12 protein-coding genes are annotated in these 15,765 nt (G+C 62.7%); 7 read left to right on the top strand and 5 right to left on the bottom strand.

Annotated features, from left to right (window positions below):
• Positions 1–271: 271 nt before the first annotated feature.
• From trxB to aat, 3 genes are all read left to right on the top strand, one after another.
• Positions 272–1,234: a thioredoxin-disulfide reductase gene (gene trxB, locus VIM98_RS05810; RefSeq protein WP_331992149.1), complete on the top strand. Its 963-nt coding sequence runs from the start codon at positions 272–274 to the stop codon at positions 1,232–1,234.
• Between the two features lie 397 nt (positions 1,235–1,631).
• Positions 1,632–2,768, top strand: coding sequence for a GNAT family N-acetyltransferase (locus VIM98_RS05805; RefSeq protein ID WP_331992148.1), 1,137 nt, complete (start codon positions 1,632–1,634; stop codon positions 2,766–2,768).
• A gap of 45 nt (positions 2,769–2,813) precedes the next feature.
• Positions 2,814–3,566: a leucyl/phenylalanyl-tRNA--protein transferase gene (gene aat, locus VIM98_RS05800; protein WP_331992147.1), complete on the top strand. Its 753-nt coding sequence runs from the start codon at positions 2,814–2,816 to the stop codon at positions 3,564–3,566.
• On the opposite strand, the gene VIM98_RS05795 is transcribed toward aat, so the two are convergent.
• From VIM98_RS05795 to VIM98_RS05780, 4 genes are all read right to left on the bottom strand, one after another.
• On the bottom strand, positions 3,567–4,397 hold the full coding sequence (locus VIM98_RS05795) for an HD-GYP domain-containing protein (RefSeq protein WP_331992146.1): 831 nt from the start codon (positions 4,395–4,397) through the stop codon (positions 3,567–3,569).
• A 132-nt stretch (positions 4,398–4,529) separates the two neighbouring features.
• Positions 4,530–5,210 (bottom strand): class I SAM-dependent methyltransferase, encoded by a 681-nt coding sequence (locus VIM98_RS05790; protein WP_331992145.1) that lies wholly within the window; start codon positions 5,208–5,210, stop codon positions 4,530–4,532.
• 121 nt (positions 5,211–5,331) lie between these two features.
• A complete protein-coding gene (gene ispG / locus VIM98_RS05785; protein ID WP_331992144.1) occupies positions 5,332–6,600 on the bottom strand; it encodes a flavodoxin-dependent (E)-4-hydroxy-3-methylbut-2-enyl-diphosphate synthase in 1,269 nt (422 codons plus the stop codon).
• A 249-nt stretch (positions 6,601–6,849) separates the two neighbouring features.
• The gene (locus tag VIM98_RS05780) at positions 6,850–8,826 is read right to left on the bottom strand and encodes an acetyl-CoA hydrolase/transferase C-terminal domain-containing protein (RefSeq protein ID WP_331992150.1); all 1,977 of its coding nucleotides are present in this window, start codon (positions 8,824–8,826) and stop codon (positions 6,850–6,852) included.
• A gap of 64 nt (positions 8,827–8,890) precedes the next feature.
• Between VIM98_RS05780 and VIM98_RS05775 the strand changes: the two genes are divergently transcribed.
• From VIM98_RS05775 to VIM98_RS05765, 3 genes are all read left to right on the top strand, one after another.
• Positions 8,891–10,327 (top strand): phospholipase D-like domain-containing protein, encoded by a 1,437-nt coding sequence (locus VIM98_RS05775; RefSeq protein ID WP_331992143.1) that lies wholly within the window; start codon positions 8,891–8,893, stop codon positions 10,325–10,327.
• 83 nt (positions 10,328–10,410) lie between these two features.
• A complete protein-coding gene (xseA, locus tag VIM98_RS05770) occupies positions 10,411–11,796 on the top strand; it encodes an exodeoxyribonuclease VII large subunit (RefSeq protein WP_331992142.1) in 1,386 nt (461 codons plus the stop codon).
• Between the two features lie 40 nt (positions 11,797–11,836).
• Positions 11,837–13,267: an aldehyde dehydrogenase family protein gene (locus VIM98_RS05765; protein WP_331992141.1), complete on the top strand. Its 1,431-nt coding sequence runs from the start codon at positions 11,837–11,839 to the stop codon at positions 13,265–13,267.
• 42 nt (positions 13,268–13,309) lie between these two features.
• Here VIM98_RS05765 and VIM98_RS05760 read toward each other — a convergent pair whose 3' ends face one another.
• Positions 13,310–14,074 (bottom strand): YdcF family protein, encoded by a 765-nt coding sequence (locus VIM98_RS05760; protein WP_331992140.1) that lies wholly within the window; start codon positions 14,072–14,074, stop codon positions 13,310–13,312.
• A 51-nt stretch (positions 14,075–14,125) separates the two neighbouring features.
• Here VIM98_RS05760 and VIM98_RS05755 point away from each other — a divergent pair, with 51 nt between their 5' ends.
• Complete coding sequence (locus VIM98_RS05755; RefSeq protein WP_331992139.1) at positions 14,126–15,559, top strand: phospholipase; 1,434 nt, start codon at positions 14,126–14,128, stop codon at positions 15,557–15,559.
• The last annotated feature ends 206 nt before the right edge of the window (positions 15,560–15,765 follow it).

Raw genomic sequence — 15,765 nt, 5'->3', positions numbered from 1 at the left:
GGGCAACACGACCTTCAAGGGTCTTGGTTTCGGAGGGAATACCGATACGCATGGGGATTGGAAGATCCTGTCAGTACACAAAAAACCGCGACGGGGGCCGTCGCGGAGTCGTTTAGGTCCGCCTGCGCCTTGAATCGGCCGCATGTCTTCCCCATCCTTGCGGGTTCAAAACTCGTTCTCCCTACTCCCTGGTACGGTGTCTTACGAAACCTTTGCAGGAGGTGGAGCGAATGGTGATTCAAGCTGCCAGCAAACTTTAAGGATTATAACAATGAGCACCCCCAAGCACAGCCGCCTGCTGATCCTGGGCTCCGGCCCCGCCGGATATACGGCTGCCGTGTACGCCGCGCGCGCCAATCTGAAGCCGACCATGATCACCGGCCTGCAGCAGGGCGGGCAGCTGACGACCACTACCGAGGTGGATAACTGGCCGGGCGATGTGCACGGTGTGCAGGGTCCCGAGTTGATGCAGCGCATGGCCGAGCATGCCGAGCGCTTCCACACGGAAATGGTGTTCGACCATATTCATTCGGTGGACTTGAAGCAGCGTCCGTTCCGCTTGAAGGGCGATTCGGGCGAGTACACCGCCGATGCGCTGATCATCGCGACCGGTGCCACCGCCAAGTACCTGGGGCTGGCCAGTGAAGAGCACTACAAGGGCCGCGGCGTGTCCGCCTGTGCCACCTGCGACGGCTTTTTCTTCCGCGAGCAGGATGTCGCGGTGATCGGCGGCGGCAATACGGCGGTCGAGGAAGCGCTTTACCTGTCCAATATCTGCCGCAAGGTTTATCTGATTCATCGTCGCGACAAGCTGCGTGCCGAGAAGATCATGCAGGACAAGCTGTTCGAGAAAGCCGCTGCCGGCAAGATCGAGCTGGTGTGGAACAACGCGGTGGACGAAGTGCTGGGCGATGCTTCCGGCGTGACGGGCGTGCGCGTGAAGGATGTCAACACGAGTGCGACGCGCGACCTGGATGTCACCGGTTTCTTCGTGGCGATCGGGCATACGCCGAACACCGGCATTTTCGACGGTCAGCTGGATATGCACGACGGATACATCAAGATCCGCTCGGGCCTGGATGGCATGGCAACGATGACCAATGTACCGGGCGTGTTTGCTGCCGGCGATGTGGCCGATCATGTTTATCGCCAGGCGGTGACCTCGGCTGGCTTCGGTTGCATGGCGGCACTGGATGCGGAGCGCTGGTTGGATCAGCAGACGCCCGTTGCCTGAAGGCTTGAGCAGTGAGTGGAGAGGAGTGAGGAGCTAGTAAAGCACTCCTCGCACCTTGATCCGCATAGTGAGCTAGCCAAATACTGTGGGAGCGACTTCAGGGAACCTCTAAAAACCTCTCAATCGCCCAAATATAGCGAAAGCGGATCCTATCGTTGTGGGAGCGACTTCAGTCGCGACAAGGACTTGCGATAAGGCACGATTGTCGCGACGAAAGTCGCTCCCACAGAAGAGCCAGTTTTTAGAGGTCTCCTTCAGTCGCGACAAGAACTTGCGATGAGGCACCGTCGTCGCGACTGAAGTCGCTCCCACAGAAAAATATCGGCCTCTCGCAAGTCCCTCAAAGATGGCCCGTCATATACTCACTTCTTGCTCCTCTCCACTCACTTCTCGCTCCTTGATCTCGATCGATTTCCACGACAGCATCGCCGCCCTCCCCGCTTCGGAATGGGATGCGCTGCGCCCGGACGATAATCCGTTCCTCTCGCACGCGTTTCTCTACGCGCTGGAGGCTACAGGTTGCATTCGCGATGACTACGGCTGGCGTGCACATCACATCGCGGTGCACGAGAACGGCAAGCTGGTCGCCGCAGCACCGCTGTATATCAAGGGCAATTCGCACGGTGAGTTCGTGTTCGACTGGAGCTGGGCCGACGCGTGGGAGCGCGCCGGTGGCGATTACTATCCGAAGTTGCTCAATGCGGTGCCCTACTCGCCGGTTACCGGCGCACGCCTGCTGGTCGGCGAAGGTGCCGAGGCGAGCCAGCGTCGCCGTGCATTGACCGCGGCGATGCGTGCGCAGGCGGATCGTTACAACCTTTCTTCGGCGCATGCGAATTTTCTGATCGAAGCGGACTTGCCGGCGTTCGACGAGCACTGGCTTCCACGCTCGGATATCCAGTTCCACTGGCCTAACCGCGGCTACACCGATTTCGGCGATTTCCTGGCCGCGCTCAATCACAAGAAGCGCAAGAATATCCGCAACGAACGCGCACAAGTGATGCGTAGCGGCTTGCGCCTGGACATGCGTGGCGGTGACACGCTGGATGTCGAACAATGGCGGCAGATCCATCGCTTGTATCTGTCCACTTTCGACAACAAGGGCAATCACGCGGCGTTGACGGAAGATTTCTTCATCGCGCTCGGTCGTTCGCTCGGCGATCGCGTGCAAGTGTCGATGGCACGCCATGGTGCATCGATCGTCGCCATGGCGATGTTCGTGCGCAGCAGCGACACACTCTATGGCCGCTACTGGGGCGCGAGTGTCGATGTCCCCGGACTGCATTTCGAACTGTGTTACTACCAGGGCATCGCTTACGCCATCGATCAGGGCTTGCAGCGCTTCGAGCCGGGCGCCCAGGGCGAGCACAAGCTGGCTCGCGGCTTTCTGCCCGTTCGTACGCATTCACGCCACTACCTGGCAGACAACGGTTTCCGCGACGCGGTGCGCCGGGCACTGGAGCGCGAGGCCTTGCATATGGATGCCTATGCTCAGGATTTGCTGGAGCACAGTCCATACGCCGAACGGTCATAACCGAACCGCTTTACAGCCAGTGCGGCAAGCGGTTTAACTAACCCCATGACCGCAGCCCTCACTCTGCCACTACTTGACAGCACACGGCCGGAACGCTTTCCGAATCCGCGCGAGGCGCTGCGGGAGCCCAATGGCTTGCTGGCCTTCGGCGGAGATTTGTCAGCGCGGCGCTTGTTGGCGGCGTATTCACAGGGGATTTTTCCCTGGTTCAACGACGATGAGCCGATCCTGTGGTGGTCTCCCGATCCGCGCTGCGTATTCCATACCGGCGAGCTGCGCGCCAATCGCAGCTTGCGGCGATTACTGGCACGGCGGCATTGGCGGGTGACGGTCGATCACGCCTTCACCGAAGTGGTCCACGCCTGCGCCGCACCGCGACCGGGACAGATCGGCACCTGGATCATCCCGACCATGATTCAGGCGTACGTAAACCTTCACAAGTCCGGAGACGCCCACAGTGTGGAAGTGTGGGAAGACGAGCAGCTCGTGGGGGGTATTTACGGCATCGCCGTGGGTCGGTTGTTCTGTGGCGAATCGATGTTCAGCCGCGAAAGCGGAGGTTCCAAACTCGCCCTGATTGCCCTCGCGCGCTTGCTGCGCGGCTGGGATTTCCCCTTGATCGACGCTCAGGTGACCAACCCGCACCTGCTCAGCATGGGCGCAGTGGAATACCCGCGCGCGCAATTCCTGCGCATGGTGGCGCAGCTCAATCACCTGCCGGGACAACCGGGGAGCTGGGCGGCGTATACCCCGCGTCTGATGTCGCAATTGCAACGCGAAGGGTTGATTGCCGACTGATCAGCGCAAGAGCACCGCTTCGGGCTCTTCGTTCTCGCCCAACGCCACCAGTTCGTCGTAGTTGGCCAGGAATAGCTTGACCAATTGCGGATCGAGCTGACTGCCAGCGACTTTGTGCAGGTAATCGAGCACTTCGTCCTGGGGCCAGGCCGGCTTGTAGACGCGCGGGTGGCTGAGCGCATCCCATACGTCCACCACACTGAAAACGCGCGCGGCCAAGGGAATCATCTCGCCGCGCAAGCCACGCGGATAACCGTTGCCGTCCCAACGCTCATGATGCGAAAACGGAATATCGGTGGCATCGCGCAAAAACTCGATCTGCCGGAGCATGTCATGGCCGACGCGCGTATGGGTGCGCATGATCGACATTTCTTCCGGATCGAGTGGGCCGGGCTTGATCAATACGCTGTCGGGCAAAGCCAGTTTGCCGATGTCGTGCAGCAATGCGCCGAAGCGCAGGTTGCGCAACGCCTGACCGCGCATGCCGGCAAGCCTGGCCAAGCCGGTCGCCATACGCATGACGCGCTCGGAATGATCGCCGGTTTCCTTATGGCGGATATCCATCGCCGAAACCAGTACGCGCAAGGTTTGCAGATGCCCGTCGCGTAGCCGCTCGTTGACGCGATCCATTCGCTTGAGATCCCGCGCCACCAGCCAATAGATGAGCACGCCGGTACAGATGACGAAGATCCAGCCCTTGACGATCATCGCCAGGTAGAGCGCCTGCTCATCGTGCAATATGCCTACCAGGATCCGGTCGGATAACCAGATCCAGAGCACTGACACGATGACGTAAATCAACGCAATACGTAGCTGCGGCTTGATCCTCACGCTGATCTCCTCGGCTGCAGCTCCCCTGTCGGACGCCATAGGCGCACGCTACCGCCCCCTGCAACACGAGGCCGTAGCTGCTTCATACCTCATTCTTGAACGTTGTGCGAGACCGGCAAGGTCGAAAAAAACTTAAATATGTGCTCGAAGTGTGAAGACGATCGATACGGGACGGCCTGTGTGCGGATGAACGGGCTCATCCAGGCCTGAGATGAACAGCCCGGCGGCTGCAAACGTGGCCTGCCAGCCGGCAAAGGTACGGAAGTACCACGGGGCGGCCTGTCCGAAACCCTCACCGCAGCCGACCCAGGAACCTTCGCGCCAACCATCGCCATATACGCCTTCGGCGATGGCGCAAGGATGCAGGGTCTGCACAACCAGCGAACCGCCAGCATGGAGCAGGACGGGCATCGCCTTGAGCAGTTCGTCGACCGATTGCTTGCCAAGCAAGGAGAAGTTGCAGACAGCCACGTCGAAGCGCGCGTCGCCCAAGGCACCCTGGGCCAGTTCCGCGTAGGAAAGCGTGCGGAAGTCGCCGCCGTGCGCGCGGGCCGCTTCGATCAGTTCCGGCACCATGTCGACACCGGTTGGCCGGATACCTTCTTCGGCGAGGCAGCGCGCCAGCCAGCCTTCGCCGCAACCGATATCGAGTGCGCTATGCGGAGCAAGCGCAAGCACCGCACGAACGATCGCCGCATCCGTGACCAGACGCCGACTTTCGATGCGGCCTTCGCGTACCGCGCGTGTCCAGGGCTCGGCGTGGCCTTGCCAGACATCGACGATGGTCTGTTCGTGGGTGTCGGTATGGGTCATGAGGATGGCGTCCGGCTGCCTGACTTTGAGAAGCGAGGGAGAGGAGTGAGGAAATAAAAGAAGGCTCGCACGTGTGCGGGCTTTTACTCACTCCCTACTCCTCTCTGTTCGCTCCTGCAGATCACGCGCCACGCGCGGCATATTTGCGCGCGACGTAATTATCGAGAATGTCGACAAACTCTTCGGCGATGCGCTCGCCACGCAGAGTCATGGCCTTCTCGCCATCGATGAATACCGGTGCCGACGGCGCTTCGCCATTACCCGGCAACGAGATGCCGATGTTGGCGTGCTTGGATTCGCCCGGGCCGTTGACGACGCAACCCATCACCGCGAGGGTGAGGTTTTCTACGCCGTCGTACTTTACGCGCCACTCGGGCATTTTTTCGCGTACGTGCTCCTGCACCGTCTTGGCCAGTTCCTGGAAGAATTCACTGGTGGTGCGGCCGCAGCCTGGGCAGGCCGTAACCAGTGGCGTAAACGCACGCAAGCCCATGGTCTGCAGCAGTTCCTGCGCCACGACGACCTCCCCAGTGCGCGGCGCGCCGGGCTCGGGCGTCAGCGAAATACGGATGGTGTCGCCGATGCCTTCCTGCATCAGCACGGCCAGCGCGGCGCTGGAGGCGGTAATGCCCTTGGAGCCCATGCCCGCTTCGGTCAGCCCCAAGTGCAGCGCGTAATTGCAGCGCGAGGCCAGGTCGCGATAGACCGCGATAAGTTCCTGCACCCCGGAGACCTTGCAGGAAAGGATGATACGGTCGCGCGGCAAGCCGATCTCTTCGGCGCGAATGGCCGAATCCAGCGCGGAGCGGATCAACGCCTCGCGTGCCACATGCGCGGCATCCCACGGCTCGGCGCGATGGGCATTTTCGTCCATCAAGGTAGCGACCATGCTCTGGTCGAGCGAACCCCAGTTGGCGCCGATGCGTACGGGCTTGTTGTACTGGATGGCCTTTTCGACGATCGCAGCGAACTGGCTGTCCTTCTTCTTGCCGAAACCGACGTTGCCGGGATTGATGCGGTACTTTGCCAAGGCCTCGGCACAGGCCGGTTCGCCTTCGAGCAATTGATGGCCGTTATAGTGGAAGTCGCCGATGATCGGCACGTTCACGCCCATCATGTCCAGGCGCTCGCGAATGCGCGGCACCGCCGCGGCAGCCGCCGGCGTGTTGACCGTGATGCGCACCAGCTCGGAGCCGGCGCGGGCCAGTTCGGCAATCTGCTTGGCGGTGCTGGCCGGATCCTCGGTGTCGGTATTGGTCATCGACTGCACCACGATCGGCGCGCCGCCGCCGACGATGACTTTGCCGATCTGCACGCCGACGCTGGGACGGCGCGGCATGGGGGCGGCGATGGCTGCCCGGGAGGAGGAAGGCTGTTCGATCACGCTCATGTAGGGAACCAGAAAGCTTGGGGGCCACCGAAAAGGCGGCTTGGGATACCTCCAAGGATACTTCATGCCTTGGGCGGGTTCATGACGGCCAACGAGCGAGCTGGAGCGCTTTGGTCGCCCCCCCTGCTCTTCGTCGTCCCGGCGGAAGACAGGATCCGGTGCCTGTCGCCGTTACCGGTGGAAAGTCGCCGGGTCCCGGCATGACGCCCCCTTTTGCGGGGTTCGCTGGGACGACGCGTTAGGGGGTGCCTATTTGGCGGCGGGGGCTACAACTCCGTTTCGGCGCAAAGCGGCCAGCAGCAAGCGCCGCTGCAAGCGATCCTTGAACCCATGGGCATCGGCCAGGCCCATGCGCTGCAAGGCCTCGTCCTCACCGTCCACTACCTCGCCCGGACGCAGCGCAGCCCGTAACAGCTCGAACTTGCCACGCAAACCGACGCTGGCCTCTTTAAGCCAACCGAGCGCAACCAGCAAGCGCTGCTCGACGTCGGTGAAATCCGATCCGAAGGGAAACCGCGGCAATGAGCCTTTGCGGATCAGGGGCGTCAATGCTTCGCGCAATTGCTCGGGCGTGTTGCGCCGCCAATTGGCCGGTGGCTGGAAATCGGCGGCGAGCTTGCCGTTGGCCTTGGCCTCCGCGCAAAGCGCGTCGATAAACCGGGCATCGGTGATGGCGAGCATGGCTTCGATGCATTCGCTATCGGTCTTGCCGCGCAGATCGGCTACGCCATACTCGGTGATGAAGATGTCGCGCAGATGGCGGGGTATGGTGGTGTGCCCGTAGTTCCAGCGGATATTGGATTGCACGGCACCACGCACCGTGCGCGTGGAACGCAGCATCAGGATGGAGCGCCCTTCGGGCAGTTCGTGCGCCATCGCGACGAAGTTGTATTGTCCGCCTACACCGCTGACCACATGGCCGTCGTCGAGTCCGTCGGAAATCGCCGAACCGAGCAAGGTCGCCATCATGCTGGTATTGAAGAAACGCGCGCCGCGCCGCTGCAAGGTCGCCAGTGCCTGATGATCGCCATAGAGCTGGTTGACGTTGCTCACCCGGCACATGTCGATCGCGTCGGGATCCTTTGCTTCGGTGGCGTGCAGCCATTCATACAATTCGCGCGAGCCGAGGAAAAACGCGCCACGCAGATAGTGCCCACCCGGGGTGTTCGCATCCAACCGCCCTTCCGCAGCGGCGCGTTCGAGTGCCAGGGTGTCCCAGGCACGGCGCTTGAGGATGCCGGCACGGGCCAATTGCATGAAACCGTCCATGACCATTTCGCTGGCGCCGTACAAACCTTTGACGAATGGCGCCAGACCACCGCCACGCGCGGCCAGCTTATGCGTACCGCGCGAAGCATCCAGTGCCACCAGGGCACGGCGCCATGGCACGTTCTCCTGCTGCCGCAGCAGCAAGGCCTTGACCAGGGCATCGGACAAAGCACCGATGCCGATCTGCAGGCAACCGTCATCCTTGACCAGGGCGCTGGCATGCAGGCCTATCGCGTATTCAATGACATCCACCGGTGCGCGCGGCACGGCGAAAAGACGTGGCGACTGCGGCGGTACCAGTTCGACATCGAAGAAATCCGCACCGACTTCCGCATCGCCACCCAGATAGGGGAGTTGCGGATGCACGACGGCCACGCAAAGCGGACGTGTCTTGCCCGAAGCCTTGACCCGATCGAGAAAATCCAGGGTCAGGTCGGGATTGCACGACAGGCTGTAGCGCGGACCATCGGGCGTGTCGCGTCGCGCCACTAGTTGTACCAGCAGGTTGATTTCCTGTTCGACCAGATCGCGTGCGACATGGGTATAGTTCTGGCTGATGTAGTCGCGCTGGGCGCTATCGGCATGCAGCAACGCCCCGGACTGCATGTAGAACTCGTGCACCGCGACGTTGCCGGGCAAGGCGTCGCGCGCCTGGTCGAGCGCATAAAGCGGGTCTTCGTAATCCTCGCCGAAATGACGATCCAGAAAGGGTTGCAGGAACCGCGCCTCCCATCCCGACGCGGGCCGTGGGCGTGCCAGTGAAAGCGCCGTATACAAGCGCATCGAACAAGACGTGTCGGCAGCGGTCAGTCGATACAGGGCATTGAGTAACCCATGCGGCTTACCCAGGCCCAAGGGCGCGGCAATGCGCAGGGTCGAGCCCAGACGCGCCATGATGTCCAGCGCACACAGCTCCGCATCCGTATGGCGATGGCTGATCGGCATGGCGGCGATCATGACAGAAGCCGGAGACATTGCGCATACCCTCCCGTCACCTACACTCAGCCCTATGTCAGCCTCGATGTCTTCCAACCAACGCCTGCTTGCCGAGCAGGCACTCAGCCGCGCAGCCGGTGCACCCTTGCTCGGCGGGAACGCCATCGAACTGTTGATCGATGCCCGGGCGCATTTCGATGCGTGGCTCGGGACGATCGGCAAGGCGCGCGAACGTATCTATCTGGAGAACTACATCGTCCGCGACGACGATGTCGGTCGCGCGTTTCGCGATGCATTGGTCGAGCGCGCACGACAAGGCGTGCGGGTGGCGGTCATCGCCGACTGGATGGGCTGCCTGGGGCAATCGCGTTCGCGCTTCTGGGCTCCCTTGCGAGACGCCGGCGGTCAGGTGCGGGTGTTCAATCCGCCCCGGCTGGGCGAGCCGCTCGCCTGGATCAGCCGCGACCATCGCAAGTTGCTGGTCGTCGATGGTCGTGTCGGTTCGCTCTCGGGTGTGTGTATCAGCGCCAAATGGCTGGGCGACCCCAAGCGTGGCAGCGAGCCGTGGCGAGATACCGGCGTGATGTTGCACGGCCCGGCGGTCGCCGAGCTGGAAGCGGCTTTCGCCGATAGCTGGCGCAGCATGGGCACGCCCTTGTCCGAAACCGAACCGTTCGAGATACCCGAGGCCGGCAAGGTAGAGTTGCGCGTGATCGCGACCCAGCCGGCGACAGCAGGCATGTATCGCCTCGATCAGCAGGTCGCGGCGATGGCGCGCAAGACGCTCTGGTTGACGGACGCCTACTTCGTCGGCGTGGCGCCTTATGTACAGGCACTGGCCGCGGCGGCACTCGATGGCGTGGATGTCCGGTTGCTAGTGCCAGGCAGCAGCGATATTCCCGTCGTAGCGGGCATGTCGCGCTCGAGCTATCGCCCCTTGCTCAAGGCCGGTATCCGTGTATTCGAGTGGAACGGCTCGATGTTGCACGCCAAGACCGCGGTAGCCGATGGGCGATGGGCGCGCGTGGGTTCGTCCAATCTCAATATCGCCAGTTGGCTGAACAATCGCGAGATCGATGTCGCGGTGGAAGATGCCGACTTTGCCCAGCTGCTGGCCGAGCAATACGAACGTGACCTGGGTAATGCGACCGAGATCGTACTGGCACCGCGGCGCCGACGTGCCGGCGAGGGCGTGCGCCGCAGCGAGCCGCGACCGCGCCGCCGTCCCGGCGATCGCGCCGGCAGTTCCAGCCGGGCCGCTGCCGGCGCCTTGCGACTGGCCAATAGCGTCAGCGCGGCCTTGAGCAACCGGCGCGTGCTGGGCGATACCGAAACCGGCCCTTTGCTGGTCGGCACCCTGGCGCTGACCACGCTGGCCATTGTCGGGATCCTGTGGCCTGCGGCCATCGGCTGGCCCGTCGGCCTTTTTGCCGCCTGGTTCGCACTGAACCTGGGCATTCGCACGTGGCGCATGCGGCGGCGGCACCGGCGACGCATGCAGGAAGCGGACGAATCCCCGTGAAGACAATGCTTTAAGGAATAGCCGTAAGCCACTGTCGAGAAAGACCTGAAGCCCACCTGGGATCGTGTTAATCTCGCGCTTTCATGCGCAGCCCCGATGACTTCGACGACCAGGGCGGTCCGCCGCCCCGGCAGATCCTGACCCCCAGCTCCCTGAACCGGCTGGTGCGCGGGCTGCTGGAAGATGCCCTGCCGCTGGTCTGGATCGAAGGTGAGCTGTCGAACGTGGCGCGGCCGGCGTCCGGCCATCTTTATTTCACCCTGAAGGACAGCCAGGCACAGGTCCGCTGCGCGATGTTCCGCCCCAAAACCGCGCGGCTCACCTTCAAGCCCGTCGATGGCATGCATGTGCTGTTGCGTGCACGCGTGGGATTGTACGAACCGCGCGGCGAGTTCCAACTGGTTGCCGAGCAGATGGAACCGGCCGGTGAAGGCGCGCTGCGGCGCGAGTTCGAGCGGCTCAAGGCGCAGCTTGGAGCCGAGGGCCTGTTCGACCCGGAACGCAAGCGCCCCCTGCCCCACTACGCCAAACGCATCGGTGTCATCACGTCGGCAACCGGCGCGGCGATCCGCGACGTGCTCAGCGTGCTCGCACGACGCTGGCCGCTGGTCGACGTGGAGGTGCTGCCCGTCCCGGTTCAAGGGCGCGAAGCACCGCCGGCGATCGCGGCGATGTTGCGCAAGGCATCGCAGAGCGCTCGCTATGATGTGCTCCTGCTGACCCGCGGTGGCGGTTCGCTGGAAGACCTGTGGGCGTTCAACGACGAAGGGGTGGCACGCGCGATCCACGCCAGCGCCACACCGGTGGTCTCGGCGGTGGGCCACGAAGTGGATTTTTCGATTGCCGACTTTGTCGCCGACTTGCGTGCACCGACACCTTCGGCGGCTGCCGAGCTGCTGGTACCCGATCGCGGGGCCAGCCTGCGCCATTTACGCCAGATGCAACAACGCCTGGTGTCCTTGCAGGAACGGCGGCTGCACACACTGGGCCAGCGTACCGATCATCTGCATGCACGCTTGCAGGCGCAACGACCGCAAGCAAGGCTGGCACGCGACCTGGAGCGCCTGACGCATCTGTTGCGCCGCTTGCACGCGACGCAGCGCGACGGTGGCCAGCGTCGCCTGCATCGGCTGGAACGGCTGCATGCGCGCCTGCTCGCATGTCATCCGCGGCAGCGCCTTCCCCTTTTGCAACGGCGTCTGGCTGAGCAGGACTTGCGCTTGCGCCGCGCTATCGCCGCGGTACTCGAACGTCGCCACCACGCACTCGACCGTGCCGGCGGCACACTGCATGCGGTCAGTCCGCTGGCCACGCTCGAACGCGGCTACGCCATTCTTTTCGATGCCCAAGGGCGCGTCGTGCGCTCGGCCGCCGGTGTCGCCCCTTCAACGCCTTTGCGCGCGCGCCTGGCCGACGGCGAACTGCCTCTGCGCGTCGTCGACGATCTCACACCCACGACACGCGACTGACGGCATCCTGCAACGCGACTTTTGCGATCCGGAGCTTTTTATGCTGGCCAAGAGTTACCCGTACTACCTGGCAAACAAGCCGCAGACGTCCAAAGAAAGTATGGACGTGGTGGACAAGTACACCGGCAAGCGTGCCACCCGCGTGGCCGTGCCGGATGCCGACGCGGTAGAAAAGGCCATTGTTGCCGCGGTCAAGGCAACCGTACCGATGCGCCAGTTCAAACCGTGGGCGCGGCAGGCCGTGCTGCAACATTGTGTCGATCGCTTCATCGAGCGCCGTGAGGAGCTGGCTTATGCCCTTTGCGTGGAGGCCGGCAAGCCGATCAAGGATGCCGACGGTGAAGTCACCCGGCTGATCGAGACGTTCCGCATCGCGGCTGAAGAAGCCGTGCGAATCAACGGCGAGACCATCAATCTGGAAATCGCCGAGCGCTTGAACGGCTATCACGGCTACACCAAGCGCGTACCGGTGGGGCCTGTATCGTTTATCACGCCATTCAATTTCCCGCTCAACCTGGTGGCGCACAAAGTGGCACCGGCAATCGCGGCCGGCTGCCCGTTCGTGCTCAAGCCGGCCGAGCGCACGCCGATCGGCTCATTGATCATCGGTGAGGTATTGGCCGAGACCGATCTGCCCAAGGGGGCGTTCTCGATCCTCACGCTGGATGGCAAGCACGCCTCGCCGCTGGTCGAAGACCCGCGTTTCAAGTTGTTGTCGTTCACCGGCAGCCAGATCGGCTGGGATTTGAAGACCAAGGCGGGCAACAAGAAGGTGACCCTGGAGTTGGGCGGTAATGCGGCGTGCATTATCGATGCCGACCAAGGGTCCAAGCTCGATCGCGTCGTCGACCGCCTGATCTTCGGGGCGTTTTATCAGTCCGGGCAGAGCTGCATCAGTGTCCAGCGCATTTATGCGCATGCGTCGATCTACGAGGCCTTGAAGCGCAAGCTGGTTGCCGCCACGCGCAAGCTCAAGGCAGGCGATCCAAAGAAAAAGGATGTATTTATCGGACCGATGATCGATGAGGCGGCGGCCGAGCGTTTGCAGAGGTGGATCGACGAGGCCGGCAAGCGCGGAGCCAAGCTGCTTTGCGGTGGCAAGCGCAAGGGCGCGATGCTGGAGGCGACGCTGATGGAGGACGTGCCGACCGATGCCAAGGTCAACCGGCTCGAAGCATTCGGTCCCTTTGCCTTGCTGGCACCGTTCAAGCGCTTCGATGAAGCGGTAGCGATGGTCAACGATTCGGACTATGGACTGCAGGCCGGTATTTTTACCGACAGCCTGGCGCATGCGATGCGCGCCTGGGACGAGCTGGAACAAGGCGGCGTGATCGTCAACGACATCCCGAGCTTTCGCGTGGATAACATGCCCTATGGCGGCCTGAAGTTATCGGGTGCGGGACGCGAAGGTGTGCGTTATGCGATCGAGGATATGAGCGAACTGCGGTTAATGGTGATGCGGGAGAGTTGAGCGCTTTTGCTCCCTCCCCTGCGAACAGGGAGGGAGTGCTGGCTACTTTTCTGTAGCGAGTGCGGGGCTTCTTGGCGCATTCATCCCCAGCATGTTGTAAACCCGATAACGCGCGATCCCCAGATACTCATGCAAGGCCGCATCGGCCAGTGCGACATTCCAGGTCGACGGCCATACACCCCATGAAGCATGAACGTAGTCCCCGCGCACCGGCTGCGGGCGAATGCCGAAATGATCGAAGTAAAGCAGACTCCGGCGCATGTGGATTCCCGAGGTCACCAGCCAGATACGCCCCGGTCGATAGCTTTCCAGCAGAGGCCTGCTGAATTGCGCGTTCTGCCAGGTGCTGTTGCTGCGCGATTCGACGATCTGGTCGCTCACTGGAACCCCCATCCTTTCCAGCAACCGACCGTAGACCACCGCTTCGGCGGTACCGTGACGTTGCGGATCGCCGCCAGTGACGAGCAGCTTGCAATCGTGTCCGCTGGCGTGGCAATCGCGATACATCGCCAGCGCCGTGGCGATGCGCCCATAGGCAAACAGCGTCGGTTCGATCTGCTCATCCGGGAGACGTTCGGAGCCGGCCGCAAGCAGGACGATGGCGTTGCGCTCTGACCATGTCACCGGCTCGCGCGTGACGTAGGCGTCCTGCAGGTCGTGCAGCATCCATCGGCTCAGCGGCCCACAGCCAGTCAGCACCAGGAACACCACGGCCGCGCCAATCGCCAAGGTACCGCTGCGACGGCGACGCCAACGACGCAATAGCAAACCCATGCACAACAAGAGGACACATAGGCCCAATATCATGACAAATCTCCCTGAAGTCCTCCCCAAAGCTTAACCGACGGATCGCTTTTCATGACCACGCTGGTTTTCGTGCACGGATGGAGTGTTACCCACACATCCACCTATGGCGACCTGCCCGCACGCCTGCAACAACGCGCCGCCGCCGAAGGCCTGCCCTTGCGCATCGCCGACCTGTGGCTGTCGGAGTATGTGAGCTTCGACGATGCAGTGACCATGGCCGACCTGGTGCGCGGCTTCGATCGCGCCTTGCGCGAATTGCATCTGCACGATGCCCAGTTCGCCTGTATCACCCATTCCACCGGCGGGCCGCTGGTGCGCGAATGGCTGCGCGCTCAGCGCGAGCGGCCGGCCATACACAGCACGATAAGGCTCAGTCACCTGGTGATGCTGGCGCCAGCCAATTTCGGCTCCGCCCTTGCTCAGTTGGGCAAGAGCTCCGTAAGCCGGCTCCAAGCCTGGTTCCAAGGCATCGAACCCGGCCGGCGCATACTCGACTGGCTCGAACTGGGTAGCACCGAGTCGCTGTCGTTGAACCTCGACCATATCCATGGCGACGATCCGGCCGATGCGGGACAGTTTCTGTTCGTACTTACCGGCGACCGGCCCGACCGTGCCATGTACGACCACATCAACAGCTATACGGGCGAGGACGGCTCGGATGGCGTCGTACGCATCGCTGCGGCCAATTTGAATGCGCGACATGCCGTGCTGAGCAAGGGACGCGCTGAAAATCCCGATACGTTGAGCTTGAATGTGAGGCGTGCGCCGCGCAGCGCGTTCAAGCTGATCGCCGGCGCGGCTCATTCGGGCGAGCGGCACGGCATCATGGCAGCGGCGACGACGCCGACCATCGATGCGATATTGCGTTGCCTGCGCGTATTCGATCGGAACAGCTATGCCGAGCTATGCGACGCATTCGCTGTCGAAAACGCCGCACGCGATCGCGACCGGGTGGAATTCGAGCCGGCGGGGCCGTTTCCGCCGCGCTTGCACATCCACGATCCGTGCAGCTTGTTGCTGGTACGGCTGACCGACGAAACGGACGAGCCACTGACCGATGCGCGGTTCCTGTTACAGGCGGGCACTCCGTCGAATCCTGACTGGATGCCGCAAGGTTTCATGCTCGACCGCCAGGCGCATTCGCATGCCAGGCATGTCATCGCCCTGTTCCTCAATCATGCCGTGCTGGCTGGTAGCGAGCGTATCGGCGACCCGCGCAACAGCCGCAAGACGCTGCGCGCGGCGCTCGATGCACACCGGCCCTATGGTGCGCTGATACAACCAGTCGACCTCGAAGGACTGGTACACCATGCCATCGCGCAAACGCATCCCGCCGACGACCTGCTCGACTTGCTTGGGCCGCACGAGACCACGGTGCTGGACGTGGTGATGCCGCGCAAGGTGCACGAGGGCGTCTTCCGCCTGATCCGATCGCTGGCACCGAGGGATTTTCGCCATCCCGAACCGGGGCCGACGATCCCTTGATCGGCGTCTGGCGCAGGCCATGCGCTTTCTCGTAACCTCTGGCCCATGGATGTCGCCGTGGACGAGGATGCAACGCTGATGCTGGCCTATGCGCAAGGCGACGTTGCCGCCTTCGAGGCCTTGTATGCGCGTCATCGCGGCATGCTCTACCGGTTCCTGCTGCGTGCCGCGCACGATCGGCATGTGGCGGACGAACTGTTCCAGGA

Origin of the sequence: Dyella sp. (assembly GCF_036568765.1) — a bacterium.
In the GTDB taxonomy this organism is placed as follows: Bacteria; Pseudomonadota; Gammaproteobacteria; order Xanthomonadales; family Rhodanobacteraceae; genus GSA-30.
The sequence above is the reverse complement of the archived record's forward strand: the minus strand, read 5'-3'. Positions and strand labels throughout refer to the sequence as shown.